The organism is Anaeromicropila populeti, assembly GCF_900112775.1.
In the GTDB taxonomy this organism is placed as follows: domain Bacteria; phylum Bacillota; class Clostridia; order Lachnospirales; family Lachnospiraceae; genus Anaeromicropila_A; species Anaeromicropila_A populeti.
The window spans coordinates 394274-410260 of the sequence record NZ_FOYZ01000001.1 but is presented as its reverse complement, the minus strand read 5'-3'; the positions used below and the strand labels follow the sequence as shown (position 1 = coordinate 410260).

The 15987-nt window shown below is 37.3% G+C and carries 15 protein-coding genes; 14 read left to right on the top strand and 1 reads right to left on the bottom strand.

Going from position 1 to position 15987, the window contains the following annotated elements:
• Positions 1 to 59: 59 nt before the first annotated feature.
• The gene (locus BM305_RS01890) at positions 60 to 2006 is read right to left on the bottom strand and encodes a DNA gyrase/topoisomerase IV subunit B (RefSeq protein ID WP_092558994.1); all 1947 of its coding nucleotides are present in this window, start codon (positions 2004 to 2006) and stop codon (positions 60 to 62) included.
• 310 nt (positions 2007 to 2316) lie between these two features.
• Here BM305_RS01890 and BM305_RS01885 point away from each other — a divergent pair, with 310 nt between their 5' ends.
• The 14 genes from BM305_RS01885 (at position 2317) to BM305_RS01820 (ending at position 15893) form a co-directional block, all read left to right on the top strand.
• The gene (locus tag BM305_RS01885) at positions 2317 to 3222 is read left to right on the top strand and encodes an alpha/beta hydrolase fold domain-containing protein (protein ID WP_092558993.1); all 906 of its coding nucleotides are present in this window, start codon (positions 2317 to 2319) and stop codon (positions 3220 to 3222) included.
• Between the two features lie 131 nt (positions 3223 to 3353).
• Positions 3354 to 4058 (top strand): TrmB family transcriptional regulator, encoded by a 705-nt coding sequence (locus BM305_RS01880; protein ID WP_092558992.1) that lies wholly within the window; start codon positions 3354 to 3356, stop codon positions 4056 to 4058.
• Positions 4055 to 5320 carry a diaminopimelate decarboxylase gene (locus tag BM305_RS01875; RefSeq protein ID WP_092558991.1) on the top strand — a complete coding sequence of 422 codons (1266 nt, stop codon included), beginning with the start codon at positions 4055 to 4057 and terminating at the stop codon, positions 5318 to 5320. The genes BM305_RS01880 and BM305_RS01875 overlap by 4 nt, the downstream gene beginning before the upstream one ends.
• Positions 5321 to 5414: 94 nt before the next feature.
• Positions 5415 to 5780 carry a flagellar biosynthesis anti-sigma factor FlgM gene (flgM, locus tag BM305_RS01870; RefSeq protein WP_177214495.1) on the top strand — a complete coding sequence of 122 codons (366 nt, stop codon included), beginning with the start codon at positions 5415 to 5417 and terminating at the stop codon, positions 5778 to 5780.
• 63 nt (positions 5781 to 5843) lie between these two features.
• Positions 5844 to 6356: a flagellar protein FlgN gene (locus BM305_RS01865; RefSeq protein WP_092558989.1), complete on the top strand. Its 513-nt coding sequence runs from the start codon at positions 5844 to 5846 to the stop codon at positions 6354 to 6356.
• 26 nt (positions 6357 to 6382) lie between these two features.
• On the top strand, positions 6383 to 8203 hold the full coding sequence (flgK, locus tag BM305_RS01860) for a flagellar hook-associated protein FlgK (RefSeq protein WP_092558988.1): 1821 nt from the start codon (positions 6383 to 6385) through the stop codon (positions 8201 to 8203).
• A 52-nt stretch (positions 8204 to 8255) separates the two neighbouring features.
• A complete protein-coding gene (flgK, locus tag BM305_RS01855) occupies positions 8256 to 10094 on the top strand; it encodes a flagellar hook-associated protein FlgK (RefSeq protein WP_092558987.1) in 1839 nt (612 codons plus the stop codon).
• Between the two features lie 35 nt (positions 10095 to 10129).
• Positions 10130 to 11632: a flagellar hook-associated protein FlgL gene (gene flgL, locus BM305_RS01850; protein WP_092558986.1), complete on the top strand. Its 1503-nt coding sequence runs from the start codon at positions 10130 to 10132 to the stop codon at positions 11630 to 11632.
• Between the two features lie 45 nt (positions 11633 to 11677).
• Complete coding sequence (gene fliW, locus BM305_RS01845; RefSeq protein ID WP_092558985.1) at positions 11678 to 12142, top strand: flagellar assembly protein FliW; 465 nt, start codon at positions 11678 to 11680, stop codon at positions 12140 to 12142.
• Positions 12136 to 12357 carry a carbon storage regulator CsrA gene (csrA, locus tag BM305_RS01840; protein ID WP_092558984.1) on the top strand — a complete coding sequence of 74 codons (222 nt, stop codon included), beginning with the start codon at positions 12136 to 12138 and terminating at the stop codon, positions 12355 to 12357. Before fliW ends, csrA begins: the two co-directional genes overlap by 7 nt.
• Positions 12358 to 12453: 96 nt before the next feature.
• Positions 12454 to 12858, top strand: a complete 405-nt coding sequence (locus tag BM305_RS01835; protein WP_092558983.1) for a flagellar protein FlaG — start codon at positions 12454 to 12456, stop codon at positions 12856 to 12858.
• A 13-nt stretch (positions 12859 to 12871) separates the two neighbouring features.
• On the top strand, positions 12872 to 14947 hold the full coding sequence (gene fliD, locus BM305_RS01830) for a flagellar filament capping protein FliD (RefSeq protein ID WP_092558982.1): 2076 nt from the start codon (positions 12872 to 12874) through the stop codon (positions 14945 to 14947).
• A 62-nt stretch (positions 14948 to 15009) separates the two neighbouring features.
• Positions 15010 to 15384, top strand: coding sequence for a flagellar export chaperone FliS (fliS, locus tag BM305_RS01825; protein ID WP_092558981.1), 375 nt, complete (start codon positions 15010 to 15012; stop codon positions 15382 to 15384).
• Between the two features lie 29 nt (positions 15385 to 15413).
• Entirely contained in the window at positions 15414 to 15893 is a 480-nt protein-coding gene (locus tag BM305_RS01820; RefSeq protein ID WP_092558980.1) for a hypothetical protein, read from the top strand.
• Positions 15894 to 15987 lie beyond the last annotated feature (94 nt).

Below are 15987 nucleotides of genomic sequence, written 5' to 3'. Positions count from 1 at the left end.
ATGGTATTCCTTTCTACAATTTCATTTTCGTCAACCTTTTTCCTCCTAAAGTGCTTAAACTAGATATCTAGATTTGCATATTTGGCTTCATCCATTATAAATGCACGGCGGGGAGGAACATTACTGCTCATAAGGGTGGTTGTGATGTCATCAGCCTCTACGGTATCACTAACTGTCACTTGTGCAAGAACCCTTGTATCTGGATTTAAGGTGGTTTCCCAAAGCTGTTCAGCGTCCATTTCACCAAGACCTTTGTAACGTTGCACATGTAATATTTTATTCCCAGGACGTTTTTTGAATTTCTCCAATTCAAAATCGTTAAATAAGTATTCCGACTTTTTCTTTTTCCCTTTTCCTTTCTTGCCATCCTCAGAGAAAGTTTCATATTCCACTTTATAAAGAGGCGGCAATCCACGGTAAATTTTCCCTTCGTGAATTAGTTCAGGCATAAACCGATAGAAAAAGGTCAAAAGCAGTGTACTAATGTGTGCCCCATCTACATCGGCATCTGTTAAAATAATAATTTTATCATATTTCAATTTACTAAGATCAAACTCATCACCGATTCCGCAGCCAAAGGATGCAATCATTGACTTAATTTCATTATTAATAAGAATTTTTTCCAGTGTGGCTTTTTCAACATTTAAAATCTTGCCCCGTAAAGGTAAAACAGCTTGTGTTTTCCTGTTTCGAGCCGTCTTAACAGTGCCTCCGGCTGAATCCCCTTCCACAATGTAAACTTCACATTCCTCTGGTTTTTTTGAAGAACAGGAGGCAAGCTTGCTCCGGGTGTCCACATCATTTAACTGCTTTAGTACAGCAGTACGGGCCTTATCACTGGCTTTTCTTGCATTATAGGATTTCATGGAGTTTTCCAGAATCTTCTTCAGCACATCTACATTTTTATCGAAATAGCGCTGTATTTGTGTGCTGAACACATCATCTACAGCACTTTTAGCATCTGTATTACCTAGCTTTGTTTTCGTTTGTCCTTCAAACTGAGGGTCAGGATGCTTAATCGAAATAATGGCAACAATACCATTTCGAATATCCCTGCCGTCAAAATTTTCTGCCTTGTCCTTTAAAATTCCCAGTTCCCGGGCGTACTGGTTCATGACTCTTGTCAATCCCATTTTAAAACCAGTAACAAGAGTACCACCGTCCACAACATTAATCCGGTTGCAGTAGGCATTAATCTGTTCGCTGTAGCTGCTTGTATATTGAAAAGCAAGTTCTACTTCAATGTCACCACTTGCTCCTTCTACATATATAACCTCATCATGCAAAACATCTGTATCCCGGTTAATGTACTTTACAAAGCTTTTGATTCCAAATTCCTCTTGATATACATCAGTAGTGCCAGCGGTTTCATCCATAAAAACAATTTTTAAATTCTTATTTAAAAAAGCAATTTCTTTTAATTTTTTCTTAATGGTATCTGCTTTAAACTCAACTGTTTCAAAGATGAGGGGGTCTGGGTAAAATGTTACCCGTGTACCAGTGTCAGACTTTCTGCATTTTCCAACAACAGGAAGAAGTCCGTTTTCCAGAGCTGTGACAGGATGTCCACCATTTGCATATTCATCACGATAAACTTCTCCATTCCGTTTTACCTCTACCAGCATTTTTTCAGAAAGAGCATTTACAACCGAGGCACCGACACCGTGAAGACCACCTGAAACCTTATATACAGAACCACCAAATTTGCCTCCCGCATGTAAAATAGTATACACAACTCTGACAGTAGGAATTTTTTTTGCTGGATGGAGATCCACGGGAACGCCACGTCCATTATCCGCAATGGTTATTCCGCCATCTTTTTGCATAACAATGGTAATTTCAGAACAAAAGCCAGCAAGGTGTTCATCAATCCCGTTATCCAGTATCTCCCATATTAAATGATGCAACCCTCTCTGCCCTGTGCTGCCAATGTACATGCCGGGGCGCTTGCGGACTGCTTCTAAACCTTCTAATACAACAATTTGACTTCCATTATATTGATCCATTTAATAACTCCTTTATATTTTTAAGGCAGTAACATAGTCATAACCATAAAAAAGCCCACATGTGTGGGAAACTAATAATTAGGTATTATATCATAGCATGTAACAAAATTCCATAAAAACATTAATGTTTAAATTTACATTCTTAAAGATAAATTTTGTATAAAAAGTGCAAAATTGCAATTAAAAGTTGAAAAAGTTTGTAATTGTGTTACAATAATAATATGCATAATACAGAAATCAGAGAATTGATGAGGATATAAATTTACTTAAATAAATTAGCACATGCTAAAAATACATAAGGAGGATACATATGGGAATTAGTTATGAAGTTTTAAAGTTATTTTTTAAAAGGCTGGGAACCAGAGAGATGTTTGGAAGTAAAGGAGATGAACTGGTTCACGAGATAAAACGTGTGAGGAAAGGTATAAATTCAGAGCCAAATGAAAAGATTAAGCACATGTTTGATTTGCAGGTGCGGGATTATAAGGGATACCCATATTATTATATGAGCCCTAAGGTGAAACACAGCGACAAGTATATTTTATATACCCATGGAGGAGGCTGCGTTTTAGATATTACACAGACACATTGGAAGCAGCTCTCTAATTTTTTGGAAAAGACAGGTGCAACGGCAGTTATTCCAAGATATCCATTAGCGCCTGAGCATAATTGCCTGGAAACAATGGAAATGCTGGAAGTGATATACAGAGAAATGTTGGAAACCATATTGCCTGAAAAAATTATTTTTGCTGGGGATTCCGCAGGTGGAGGCATCAGCTTGTCTTTTGCACAATATTGTAAAGCGAAAAACATTATGCAGCCAAAGCGTTTGGTGCTATTATCTCCGATGCTTAGCTTGGCAGATGCGGAAAAAGAAGATTACAATTTAATTCGAGAAATAGAGAAAAGAGATTTCCTTTTAGCATATGATGCTTTTCCTGAAATAGGGAAATGGTGGGCAGGACCAATAAAAGATCGAAAGAATTATATGGTAAGTCCCTTGTATGGGGATATTAAAGGTTTGGCAAAGACCTATATTTATGGCAGTAAAGAAGACGTGCTATATCCATATGTGCGTCATTTGAAAAAACGTTCAGAGGAAGACAGGGTTGATATTGAATATCACATTAAAAAGGATTTCTGCCACTGCTACATGTTTTTAAATATTAAAGAAGGAAAAGAAACGGTAGAAGAGATTGTGGAGTTATTTCAATAAAAATACTTTTACATAGATGGTCAGGCATCTTACTGGTAATGATAAAATTTACTAGTCGGGTGCTTGACTTTTTTCAAGGTATATATTATAGTGTTCCTAAAAGGAAATACTAAAAAAGAGGTATTGGATTTATGGAGTTCATTGAACTACTCACGAATTTTGGATTGACAAGACAGGAAGCTTCTATCTATGTTGCTCTTCTGACCAATGGCGAGTCAAGCGGATATGAAACGGCTAAGCTGACAGGTATTTCGCGTTCCAACACATATAATGGCCTTGCAGGTCTGGTAGAAAAGGGAGCTGCTTATGTAATAGAGGGTGTTGTAGTAAAATATATGGCAGTGGATGTGGAGAATTTCAGTAATAATAAAATACGTGAATTGCAGAGAATTCAAAAAAGACTGCTTCATCTTGCGCCGGAACCCCGCATAGAAAGCGATGGGTATATTACAATAAAGGGTGAAAAGCATATTAAAAATCAAATTGAAAATATGTTGGACAGAGCGGAGAAGAGAGTGTACCTGTCTGTTGGACAGTCACTGCTTGGGATTCTAGAAGAACAGCTGCGGGAATTGTCCCGAAAGGGTTTAAAGGTAGTAGTAATAACAGACAAAAAAGGTTTTTCTTTAGAATCGGTGACAACTTATTATAATGTCAGGAGAGAAAAACAAATAGGTATTATCGTAGATTCTATAGAGGTTTTAACTGGTGAAATGGAAGAAGGAGATAATGCAACCTGTCTGTATTCAAAAAATAAAAATCTAATAGATGTATTCAAAGAAATGTTAAAAAATGAAATTAAACTATTGGAAATGCAAGGAGGAACAAATATATGAAGACACCATTTGTAACATTAGAACAAGTAGAAGAGCTGGTAAAGGAGTATCCTACACCATTTCATTTATATGATGAAAAAGGAATCCGGGAAAATGCAAGAAAGTTGAAGGAGGCATTTTCATGGAATAAAGGATTTCGGGAATACTTTGCAGTGAAAGCAACGCCAAACCCATTCTTATTGAAAATTTTACAGGAGGAAGGCTGTGGAACAGACTGTTCTTCCATGACAGAGCTGATGATGTCTGAGGCACTTGGATTTCAAAACAAGGATATTATGTTTTCATCCAATGTAACACCAGAAGAAGAATATGTAAAAGCAAAGGAATTAGGTGCATTTATTAATTTAGATGATTTTACGCATATTGAATTTTTGGAGAGAACATGTGGAATTCCAGAAACCATTTTTTGCAGATATAATCCAGGAGGGTTTTTCAAACTGGGAACGGATATCATGGATAATCCAGGGGATGCAAAATACGGATTTACAAAAGAACAGTTAATAGAAGGATTTAAAATATTAAAGAGCAAAGGTGTTAAAAATTTCGGTATACACTCATTTTTGGCAAGCAACACCGTAACAAATGAGTATTACCCAATGCTTGCAAAGGTTTTATTTGAATTAGCCGTAGAAGTAAAAGAAAAAACAGGTGCAGATATTAAGTATATCAACCTGTCTGGCGGTGTGGGAATTCCATACAAACCAGATCAAGAGGGAAATGATATTATGGAAATTGGTATAGGCGTGAAAAAGGCGTTTGAAGAAATTCTAGTACCAAATGGAATGGGAGATGTCTCTATTTTCACAGAGCTGGGACGCTTTATGCTGGCACCATATGGCTGTCTGGTTACAAAGGTAATTCATCAGAAGCATATTTACAAAGAGTATATTGGAGTAGACGCTTGTGCAGTAAATCTGATGCGTCCTGCCATATATGGAGCGTATCATCATATCTCCGTTCTTGGTAAAGAAGATGCTGCCTGTGATTTTAAATATGATGTAACAGGTTCGTTGTGTGAAAATAATGATAAATTTGCAATCGACAGAATGCTTCCTAAAATCAACATTGGAGATTATTTGGTGATTCACGATACAGGAGCTCATGGATTTGCAATGGGTTATAACTACAATGGAAAATTAAAGTCAGCTGAAGTTTTGTTAAAGGAAGATGGCTCAGCTCAATTAATCCGCCGCAAAGAGACACCAGAAGATTATTTTGCAACATTTGATTTTTGCGATATTTTAAAAGATGTGAAATATTAAGACTATAAAAGGGTATTCTTTATAATATTGGAATAAAAGGAAAAGGATTTCTTATTGACAGGATGATAGCTTGTGTCAAAGAAATCCTTTTATTTTGAAAAAGAAACTAATGATTTTTTCTGAAATATCCGATAAATACAACATAAGCAATTTGAAAAATAGAAAACAGGTGGTGATTGGAATGAGAATTGATACATTACAGAAAGTAAGTCAGGCATATAGCAGCAGTGCTGCAAAAGCGTCATCTAAGCCTGACGTAAAGGGGGCACAGGATTATATTCAGATATCCCAGTTGGGAAAGGACTTACAGACAGCAAAGAAAGCCATTGCTGAGTCAGCAGATATCCGTTATGAGAAGGTTGAGGAAATAAAGAGCAGGATGAAGTCTGGAACTTATGATGTTTCGGCAAAAGAAATAGCAGATAAGATTGCCGAGAGTTATTTTAACACACTTATTTAACTATACCAGGGAAATGGTGTGAAGGAATGGTTGAAAGAAAAGGAACGGAAAAGGTGATTACGATTGGCAAGTCTGATTGAAGAATTAATTATAACGTTGGAAGCAGAGGATGCTTTATATGCAGAATTGCTTCCAACAGTGGAAAAAAAGACAAAAGTTATTATTGATAATGATTTAGAAGCGCTGCAAACAATTTCAGCACTAGAACAGACAATTGTAGACCAAATACTGGGATTAGAACATAAACGGTCTGGTATCGTTCAAAATATAGGTGTGGTTTTGGGGAAAAAGGCAGATACATTGACTTTGAAGGTTTTAGTTGAGATTTTGCAAAAACAGCCCAAGGAACAAAAGCAGCTGAGTGAACTGCATGATCGGCTGGCAAAGTCTTTGAACCGAATACGGGAGGTAAATGCCCAGAATAAGATATTGATAGAACAGTCCCTGGAGATGATTGAGTTTAATATGAATTATCTGCAAAGTGCAAGGATGGTTCCCGGGAATAATTATACAAGGGCAGCGTCCACAGTAAATGTGCCGTTGAACCAAACTGGCATATTTGATGCCAAACAATAGGAAATAGATAAAGGTTAGGTGGAAAAATGGGAAATATTATGACAAGTATTTATACTGGCGTTTCTGGGATTCAGGTCAATCAGGCAGCATTGAATACCACAAGTCATAACTTGGCCAATGTAAATACAAAAGGATATGTAAGGCAGCAGGTTGTTGCGTCGGACTTTTTATACCAGTCCATTGGCACATCAGGTCTTTCCTCTTTGCAGGTTGGATTAGGAACGGATATGGACGCTATCAGGCAGATAAGAGAGACGTTTCTGGATAAATCTTACCGGCTTGAGGTGGGAAGGCAGGGGTTTTATGAGGTGCAGCAGGAAGCAGTTTCTGAAATTGAAGATTTGTTTGGAGAATTAGAAGGTGAAGCATTCCATGAAACGATTTCAGATTTCTGGACTAATCTACAGGAATTGGTAAAAGAGCCAGATAACCGGGTGAAACGTTCTGCATTTGTGGAAACGGCAGTAACTTTTCTAGAGCGTGCAGAGAACATTTCGAACCAGCTGAATTCTTACCAGGTGAATTTGAATACGCAGATTTCTGAAAAGGTTAACCGGATTAATGAAATTGGCAAACAGATTTCACAGCTTAATTCTGATATTGTTAAATATGAAAGCAGCGGGCAGAATGCCAATGATTTAAGGGATTCGAGAAATACACTGATGGATGAACTGGGGGAACTGGTTAAATTTACTTACAGGGAAGATTCCATAGGTAGTGTGACGATTAATGCAGAGGGTTATCCTTTTGTGACAGAAGATAGCTATAATAAGATGGCTACCCAGAAAATCAGTGGTTCTTCTATGCTGGAGGTAGTGTGGGACGGTATGGACGGCTATCCAGTATTTGATTTTTCTATTGAATGTAACTCTGAACTGAATACCAATATTGGCTCGTTAAAGGGATTACTGATTGCAAGAGGAAATGAGCAGGCTAATTATAAAGATATACCAAAGCCTGAGGATTATGCTACGGAAGTTTTGTATAACCAAGCGGTAGAAGATTACAATAATACGGTAGATCCATCTATTGTTATGACAGTTCAGGCAGAGTTTGACCAGTTAATTCACGGAGTAGTGACTGCTATTAATGATGTACTGGCACCTAATAATACAATTAATCAGGTAATGGATAATATTGGAATTGACACAGCCGCAGCAACTAATGTGATATTGACCATTGACGGGGTTTCCCAATCCATTAATTTGACCAATGACACATCAGGGGTTTTGCTTTGGGATCAGGGAATTGCGCCTACTACTAAGGAGGAAAAGGAGGAACCTGGTGAAGTTCTATTTAAAAGAACCAACACAGAACGTTATAAAGAAGCAGAAATATCATATATTGACGGCAGTGGTAATACTCAGACCCAAAAAGTATACGTGTATCAGCAGGAATATAAATCAGATCCATATAGCTTATATTCATTAGGTGCGATGGAAGTAAATTCAAACGTATTGCAGGATGTAGCCAATCTTCCACTAAGCGGGACTTCTGAAAGCGGCCTGACAGATGCGTATGACATGAACACTTGTGAAAAACTGGCGGACTTATTTGAAAATGATTTTTCTACCCTATCTCCAAATGAATTGACCAGCTATACGTTTCAGGATTACTATACGGCTTTGATTGGAAACATTGGGAATAGAGGCAATGCACTGGCAACCATGACGGAAAACCAGACGGGAATGGTGGAAAGTTTAGACAGCCAGAGACAGACAGTTATGGGAGTATCCTCAGAGGAGGAACTGACTAATATGATAAAGTTTCAATATGCATATAGCGCCAGTTCAAAATATATATCTGTGATTAATGATATGTTAGAACAGATTATTAACAGGATGTAAGGACTGAATTGCAGAGGCCGGAACAGATTTTTTTGAGGAAAGGAAGAAGAAAATGCCATCAACATTTTTTGGATTATCGATAAGTACATCAGGGCTTTATGCCAGTCAGGTAGCAATGAATACCACTTCACATAACATATCAAATGCAAATACAACAGGATATACAAGACAGGAGGCATCAGCTGCCGCAAGTGTTCCTATATCACTTACCAGCAGCTATGGAATGGTTGGTACGGGAGTAGATGTGAACAGTATTACTCAGGTTCGTAATGAATATTATGATTTAAAATATCGTGATAATAGTACTATCTATGGTTATTATTCTACCCAGGAGCATTTTTTGCTAAGTATTGAAGATTATTTTAAAGAAACCAATTCAGAGGGACTGACTGCTACATTTAGTAATTTTTCAGAGGCACTCTCTGAACTGCAAAAAAGTGCAGGGGATACTACGATGCGTACCCAGACGGCCAGTATGGCAGAAGGTTTTACGGAATTTGTGAATTATTTAGGAATCAGTCTCCAGACGCTGCAAAAGGAGGCGAATTCTGAAATTAAGAATACAACAGATGCTATTAATTCAATTGCAGAACAAATCGCATCTTTAAACAAGCAGATTAATACGATTGAAATGACAGGGCAAAATGCCAATGATTTACGGGACTCCAGAAATGTATTGCTAGACAGACTTTCGGAATATGTCAAGATTACAAGTAATGAATATGACTCTCCCAACAGCAGAAGTACCACATTTGAAGTTCGTATAGATGGTAAGCTGCTTGTGGATAATTATGAGTATAGTACTTTAGAATGTGTTCCAAGCGAAACTAAGACCAATCAGTGCGATGTAGATGGTTTATATGATGTTTATTGGAGTGACGGACAGTCCTTTAATGAATCCAGCCCAAGCCTGGGAGGAACATTGCAGGCATTGTTTGAGCTGCGAGATGGGAATAATCAAGAAGTATTTAGTGGAAATAGTAATGGAACACTGGGTTCTACCACTCTCACAATTACAGATTCTACTTGCAATGATATAACCAAATTGAATCTGCCAGAAAAGGATGGTTTGATTAAAGTTGGGAACAAGGAATGTGCCTATGATAGTTTTGATGTTACAGTAGATGCAGCCGGAAACTATACTTATACATTTCAATTGTCAGAACCTTTAGCAACCGATGTTACAGATGTGTCAGCTCAAGTGGGGAGGAGTATTTCTTTTAAGGGAATCCCTTATTATATGAATCAGCTGACTGAGTTTGCCAGAACCTATTCCAGTGAATTCAACAAGCTGCATAATAGTGGTGAGGATTTGAATGGGGTACAGGGAGTAGATTTTTTTGTGGGCACAGATCCAACTACAGAGTGCGATTATGAATTTGGCGAGCTGAAAGCTGGTTTTTCTTTTTCTTCCCTTGTAGCTACAGATGCAGCAGGCAATGTAATAAAGAATGCAAATGGATACGTAGATGCTTCTTATTATAATATGACATGTTTGAATTTTGCAGTTTCCAAAACAGTTACAGAGGATCCGGACAGAATTGTGACCTGTGAAAAGCGGGACAATGGTATTGAAGAAAAGAATATTTTGGAAAAACTGGTTGCTTTGAAAACAGATACCACGGTATTCTCAGTAGGCTCACCAGCTGGATTTTTAGAGACTTTCACCTCTGATATTGGAACAGATACAAAGAAATCCAGTATGTTTACCAGCAGTCAAAGTAATATATTAAAATCTATTGATACACAAAGAATGTCTATATCTAGTGTGGACACAGATGAAGAAAGTATGAATTTAGTCCGTTATCAAAATGCATATAATTTATCTTCTAAGGCAATACAAACTATGAACGAACTGTATGATGTGCTGATTAATGGACTTGGCATATAGGATTGTTAATGTGAGGTAAGAAAGGGAATGATGATATGAGAGTTACCAGTAAAATGATGACGACTAGTATGTTGAGTAATATTAATAAAAATAAAACAAACATGTCAAAAGCAGCAGATCAGTATGCTACGCAGCAAAAAATACAGAGACCGTCTGAAGATCCTGTTATTGCAGTGCGTTCTTTGAAGTACAGGACAAATCTGGCAGAACTGGATCAGTATTTAGAAAAAAATGTTCCCGATGCCATGTCATGGATGGAAGTAACAGAAAGTGCTTTGGACAATGTGAATGATATTTTGACAAAAATGAACACGTATTTTAACCAAGGGGCAAATGATACTTTAGAGACAACGGATCGATCAGCTATTATTGAAACTTTGAAGCAATATAAAGAGCAGGTTTATGAATGTGCCAATGCGGATAATGCAGGAAGATATTTATTTACAGGATATCGCACCGATACACCATTGGTATTCGAAGAGAAAACAGAGAATAAATTGTATGAGATATCAGAACAGTTAGATTTTGATAAAGTGAATACCATTTCATATGTAAAAGCAGATATACAATATACAGCAGGTAATACAGCACAGGACTATGCTTCTATGGCAGCAACACAGCAGACTGCATACAGAATGCAGCTCTCCTATGGCAATATTGATAGTCTTACCAGTTTGTCTTATACGACGGGGGGAACCACCAATAACCTATCGATTCATGAAGTTTCCATGAGTGATGCAGATGCTTATGACATTGATGCTTACAATACGGCAAATGGCACAACTTATGATGCTCTGTGGGTAAAGGAAACGGGTGAGATTATTATTTCAGGGAGTACGTATGATACGCTAGCCACTGCAACAGATATTCAAGCCGATTATGAGAAAAGCAGCTTTGAAAAGGACGAACTTCGCCCAGAACATTATTTTGATTGTAAGGTATCTGATTTAGATGGAACAGGAGCTGTTATTGCAGGTACGTTAAAACAATATGAAAAGCCAGAGGAGCAGGAAATTCAGTACGAAGTGAATTTCAGCCAGAAAATAACGGTAAATACTATGGCAAATCAATGCATTACTGCTGAACTGGGGAATCAAATTGATGATATTATCAGACAATTAAAAAAGGTAGATGAAGTGGAACAAAAGCTAACTAAAATTAAAAGCATGATAGAGAATAAAACTTACACAGGTACAGAAGATGCCATGAATGAATTATTGGAACAGGCAAATACGGAACTTACGCTTCAGAAAAATGTTTTGCAGGAAAAGTTTGGGAACGGACTGACCACAACTACTAATGTTCAGGAAGATGTAAATACAGAGCTTGCAGATTTGGGAAGCCGGTATAAGAGACTGGAGCTTACTGAAGCAAGATTAACGGATCAGCAGACTTCTTTTTCAGAAATGTTAACGAAAAATGACAGAGTGGATATCGAAGATGCAGTGGTAAATTACACATCGGCTATGACGGTGTACAATGCTTCATTAAGTGCTAGTGCGAAGGTGGCTCAGGTAAGTCTGCTGGATTATTTATAGGATAGTGTTCAAAGGGGTTACCTGTGCAGCGAAAGGAGATACAAGATGTTAATTAATACAAAGTGTTTTGGGGAAATAGATTTAGAGGAAAATAAAATTATCCATTTTGCAGATGGATTAATGGGTTTTGAAGATTATAAGAAATTTACAATATTATATGATATTGAAGATGAAAAGAAGTCAGCTATTTCATGGCTGCAATGTATTGAGGAGCCAGGTCTTGCACTTCCAGTAATTAATCCCCTGCATGTAAGGGAGGATTATAATCCAACCATTGAAGATGAACTGCTTAAGCCTTTAGGAGATGTTACAAGCGAAAATATTGTAGTATTGCTTGTTGTAACAGTACCCAATGACGTGAAAAAGACAACAGCTAATCTAAAGGCGCCGATTATTATTAATTCAGATACAAGGCAGGGATGTCAAATTATTGTAGAAAATCAGGATTACTCAGTACGATACTGCATTTTTGAGGAAAATCGTGAAAAGAAGGGAGAGAGGACATGTTAGCTCTTTCGCGTAAAACAGATGAAACAATTGTAATTGGTAATAACATTGAGATTACTGTTTTAGAAATTAAAGGTGATCAAGTCAAAATAGGAATTAATGCACCCAAATCAGTTCCTATTTACAGAAAGGAAATATATTTGCAGATTCAAGAAGCAAATAAAGAATCTGTTTCAGATATAGAGAGGGTAAATGAATTAAAAAAATTATTAAAATAGCCTACAGGTATAAACTTATTTAGGGATTATACCGATAAAATGAATAAGGAATGAGAGAGATAAAGGATTATCGATGGGTAACATGGAGGTGTTTTTATGTTAGATGGGATTGTTGGAATAGGAAATAAATATTCCAATGAAGTGAAGCCAGTTCAGGTGTCTGGTTCAGAGCTGAATCCAGCTCGTGAATCAGAAGAAGCTGGAGTGGTAAAGGATATTGGTAAGAGCAGCGAAACAAAGGAAGAAAATCAAGGAAAACAGGGAAATCAAGGTGATTTGGAAAAGAAAGTAAAAACAGCAGTGGAACAGGCGAATGAGGACGCCAGAGTGAAGCGAACTGGATTTGAATTTACATATCATGAGGTTTCCAACAAGATATCAATTAAGATTTATGACAAGAAAACCAAAGAGGTAATCAAAGAGATTCCGCCTGAAAAGACAATTGAAATGGTGGAAAAAATGTGGGAACTTTCGGGTTTGCTTGTGGATGAGAAAATGTAAGGGGGTCTGAAATATGCCAATTCGTATGACAGGATTGATTTCGGGTATGGATACGGAGACTTTAATTCAGAATTTGGTTGATGCACAGAAGATGAAAAATCAGAAAACAACCAATAAAAAGACCCTGCTGGAGTGGAAGCAGGAAAAGTGGCAGGATTTGAATAAGAAACTATATGCATTGTATACAGAAGATTTATCAAAGGTAAGGTTACAAGGAAGTTATTTGACTAAAAAAGTAACTTCTTCGGATGACACAAAGGTTGAGGTAACAGCAGGGACGACTACGCCAGAGGGCTCTCATGTAGTAAGCTGTAGTCAACTGGCCAGCGCCCAATATGTAACTGGAAATAAGGTTACTACAGATGGATTTGGCACTGCTTCAAAGTTAACAGACCTTGGATTTACTGCTGATGCTTCCGTTATTAACATCAATGGTGGAGATAAGTCGGTTCAGCTTCAAGTATCCAGTACAACAACAGTGAAGGATTTCCTTTCTGCATGTCAAAGTGCCGGATTGAATGCTTCCTATGATTCTACACAGAAAAGGATGTTTATCAGTTCCAAGACAAGTGGTGAGGACAGCGCATTTTCTATTACAACAGCATCTCTTACCAGTGATGGTCTGACTGCAAGAGATAACATTGAAGGTCTGGTAGATATGAGCATTTCTGCTAATGTAACAACGGTAAACAATGCATTACAGGCATTCAGAGATGGAGGAGATACAACAGCTACAGAACAGACTCTTGTAGATTTGGCTGTAAGTAATGTAGATGCCCAGGCAAGCAAAAAGGCTCAGGATTTTTATGGTGCAGTTGCCTATAAGGCTATTACAGATGATGCTGCTAAAATGGCAGATATAGAAGCACAATACGCTGGTATTGCCGACGCAACAGAACGGCAGACAGCAATTGATAAAGCAGTACAGACAGCAGCAGATGAACTTTATGCAACAGAAGAGTACCAGACATATGTAACGGACGCTACCCAGAATGGGATAGATGATGCCACAGTAACAGCGGCATTGGGATTATCGGATCCAACTGAAATTGCAGCGTATACATTTGAGGATAAGGCAACACGTACAAGTCAGGCAACGACGAGTATGGAAACCGCAATAGCTGATTACAAGGCGTTAGTGCAGGGTGGGGCAGGAGAGTCTACTTCTGTGAATGCCGCAGATAGTGCATTGATTAATTTGGGGCTGGGTGAGATTGGTTCCTATACAGCGGATGCAGATTCTACGGAAACAGTAGGAGGATTTACAGTAATTGCTGCAAAAAACAGTGTAATCAAGTATAACGGAGTAGAGATGGAAAGCAGTAATAATTCTGTTTCGGTAAATGGTTTGACCATTAATTTGAAAGGGGTTACCAGTGGAGATGTTACTCTGAATGTTGCCAGTAATACAGAAGAAAATTATAAGATGATTAAGGATTTCATTACTGAATATAATTCTATTCTGGAGGAAATGAACGATTTATATTATGCAAAATCTACCCGTGGATATGATCCATTGTCAGATGATGAAAAAGAAAGCATGACAGATGATCAGATAGATAAGTGGGAAACAACAATAAAGGATTCTATTTTACGAAGAGATTCTCAAATGGGTTCCTTGTTAGATGCCATGAAGGGTGCTATGCAGACATCAGTTGAAGTAGATGGAAAGAGATATTCACTTGCCAGCTTTGGAGTTGGGACATCTACGGATTATACGGAAAAGGGTTTACTCCATATTCGAGGAGACAGTGATGATGAATTATATTCTACTAGTAAAAACAAACTAATGGCTGCTTTGGAAAGTGACCCAGAAACGGTTATGAAGGTCTTTTCTGGTGTTGCAGGTAAACTGTACGATACTATGCAGGATAAGATGAAAAAGACTAGTCTGAGTAGTGCCATGACATTTTATAATGACAAAGAAATTACAAAGCAGATTACATCCTATACAAAAAAGATCGCTAAGGAAGAGGATGAAGTAACAGAACTAGAGGATAAGTATTATGCCCAGTTCTCGGCAATGGAAACAGCATTAGCTGATTTACAGTCACAACAGAATGCGTTAGCAGGGCTATTGGGAAGTTAATAGCGATTAGGCAGGTTAAGAGGAAGTATAATTTTTAATTGAGACACATGGAGGTAGGGAATATGGCATTGAATGCAGCTCTGGCATATCAAAACAGTAAAGTGCAGACAGCTTCAAAAGCTGATTTGACACTAATGCTTTATGAGGGGGCAATTAAATTTTGCAATATTGCTCTATTAGCGTTGGAAAAGAATGATATTCAAAAAGCAAATACTAATATTATAAAAGCAGAACGTGTTATTTATGAACTGCTGGCAACTTTGGATTTTAAGTATCCTGTTGCAAAAGATTTTCAAGTAGTATATAACTATATTAACAACAAGTTAATTCAGGCTAATATAAAAAAGAGCAGTGAAATATTGGAAGAAGCTCTGGCTGAGATCCGTGATATGCGAGATATGTGGAAGCAGATTATGGCTGCCAGCAAAACAAAATAAACTTCACAAGTTTAGAAAGGAAGTTTTATTTGGAGAAGACAGTATATTTGCGTATTTTGAATGATACCTTACACAGAAAGCAGGAAGCATTAAAGATGCTGAAAGAATTAACAAAGCAGCAGGAAGAACTTTTAAAAGCAGAAAGCTTTGACGAAGAAGCATTTAATAGCAAAATGGATGAAAAGGAATGTTATATTAAAAAGCTGGTTGAACTGGATAATGGTTTTGAATTGATTTACCAGCGCGTAAAAAATGAGATTGCAGAATGTCGGAATGAGTTAAAAGAGGAAATTCTGCTGATGCAGAAACTGATTTCGGAAATAACAGCTTTAAGTGTGGATGTGGAGGTTCTGGAAAAGAAGAACCGGCCTGTACTGGAACGTAAAATTATAGATAAGAAGAAAAAAATTAAAGAAGTCAGATTAAGTAATCAGACAGCAGCAAGCTATTATAAGAATATGACTAGTCAGGTACAGGGGCAATCTTATTTTTTGGATCAAAAAAAATAAAAAAAATTATATTTTGCTATTAAGTATTTAAAATTTTAACCGATATATATAGTACAAATGTAAGTTAACTTTAAAATAAAGTTTGGATAATAAA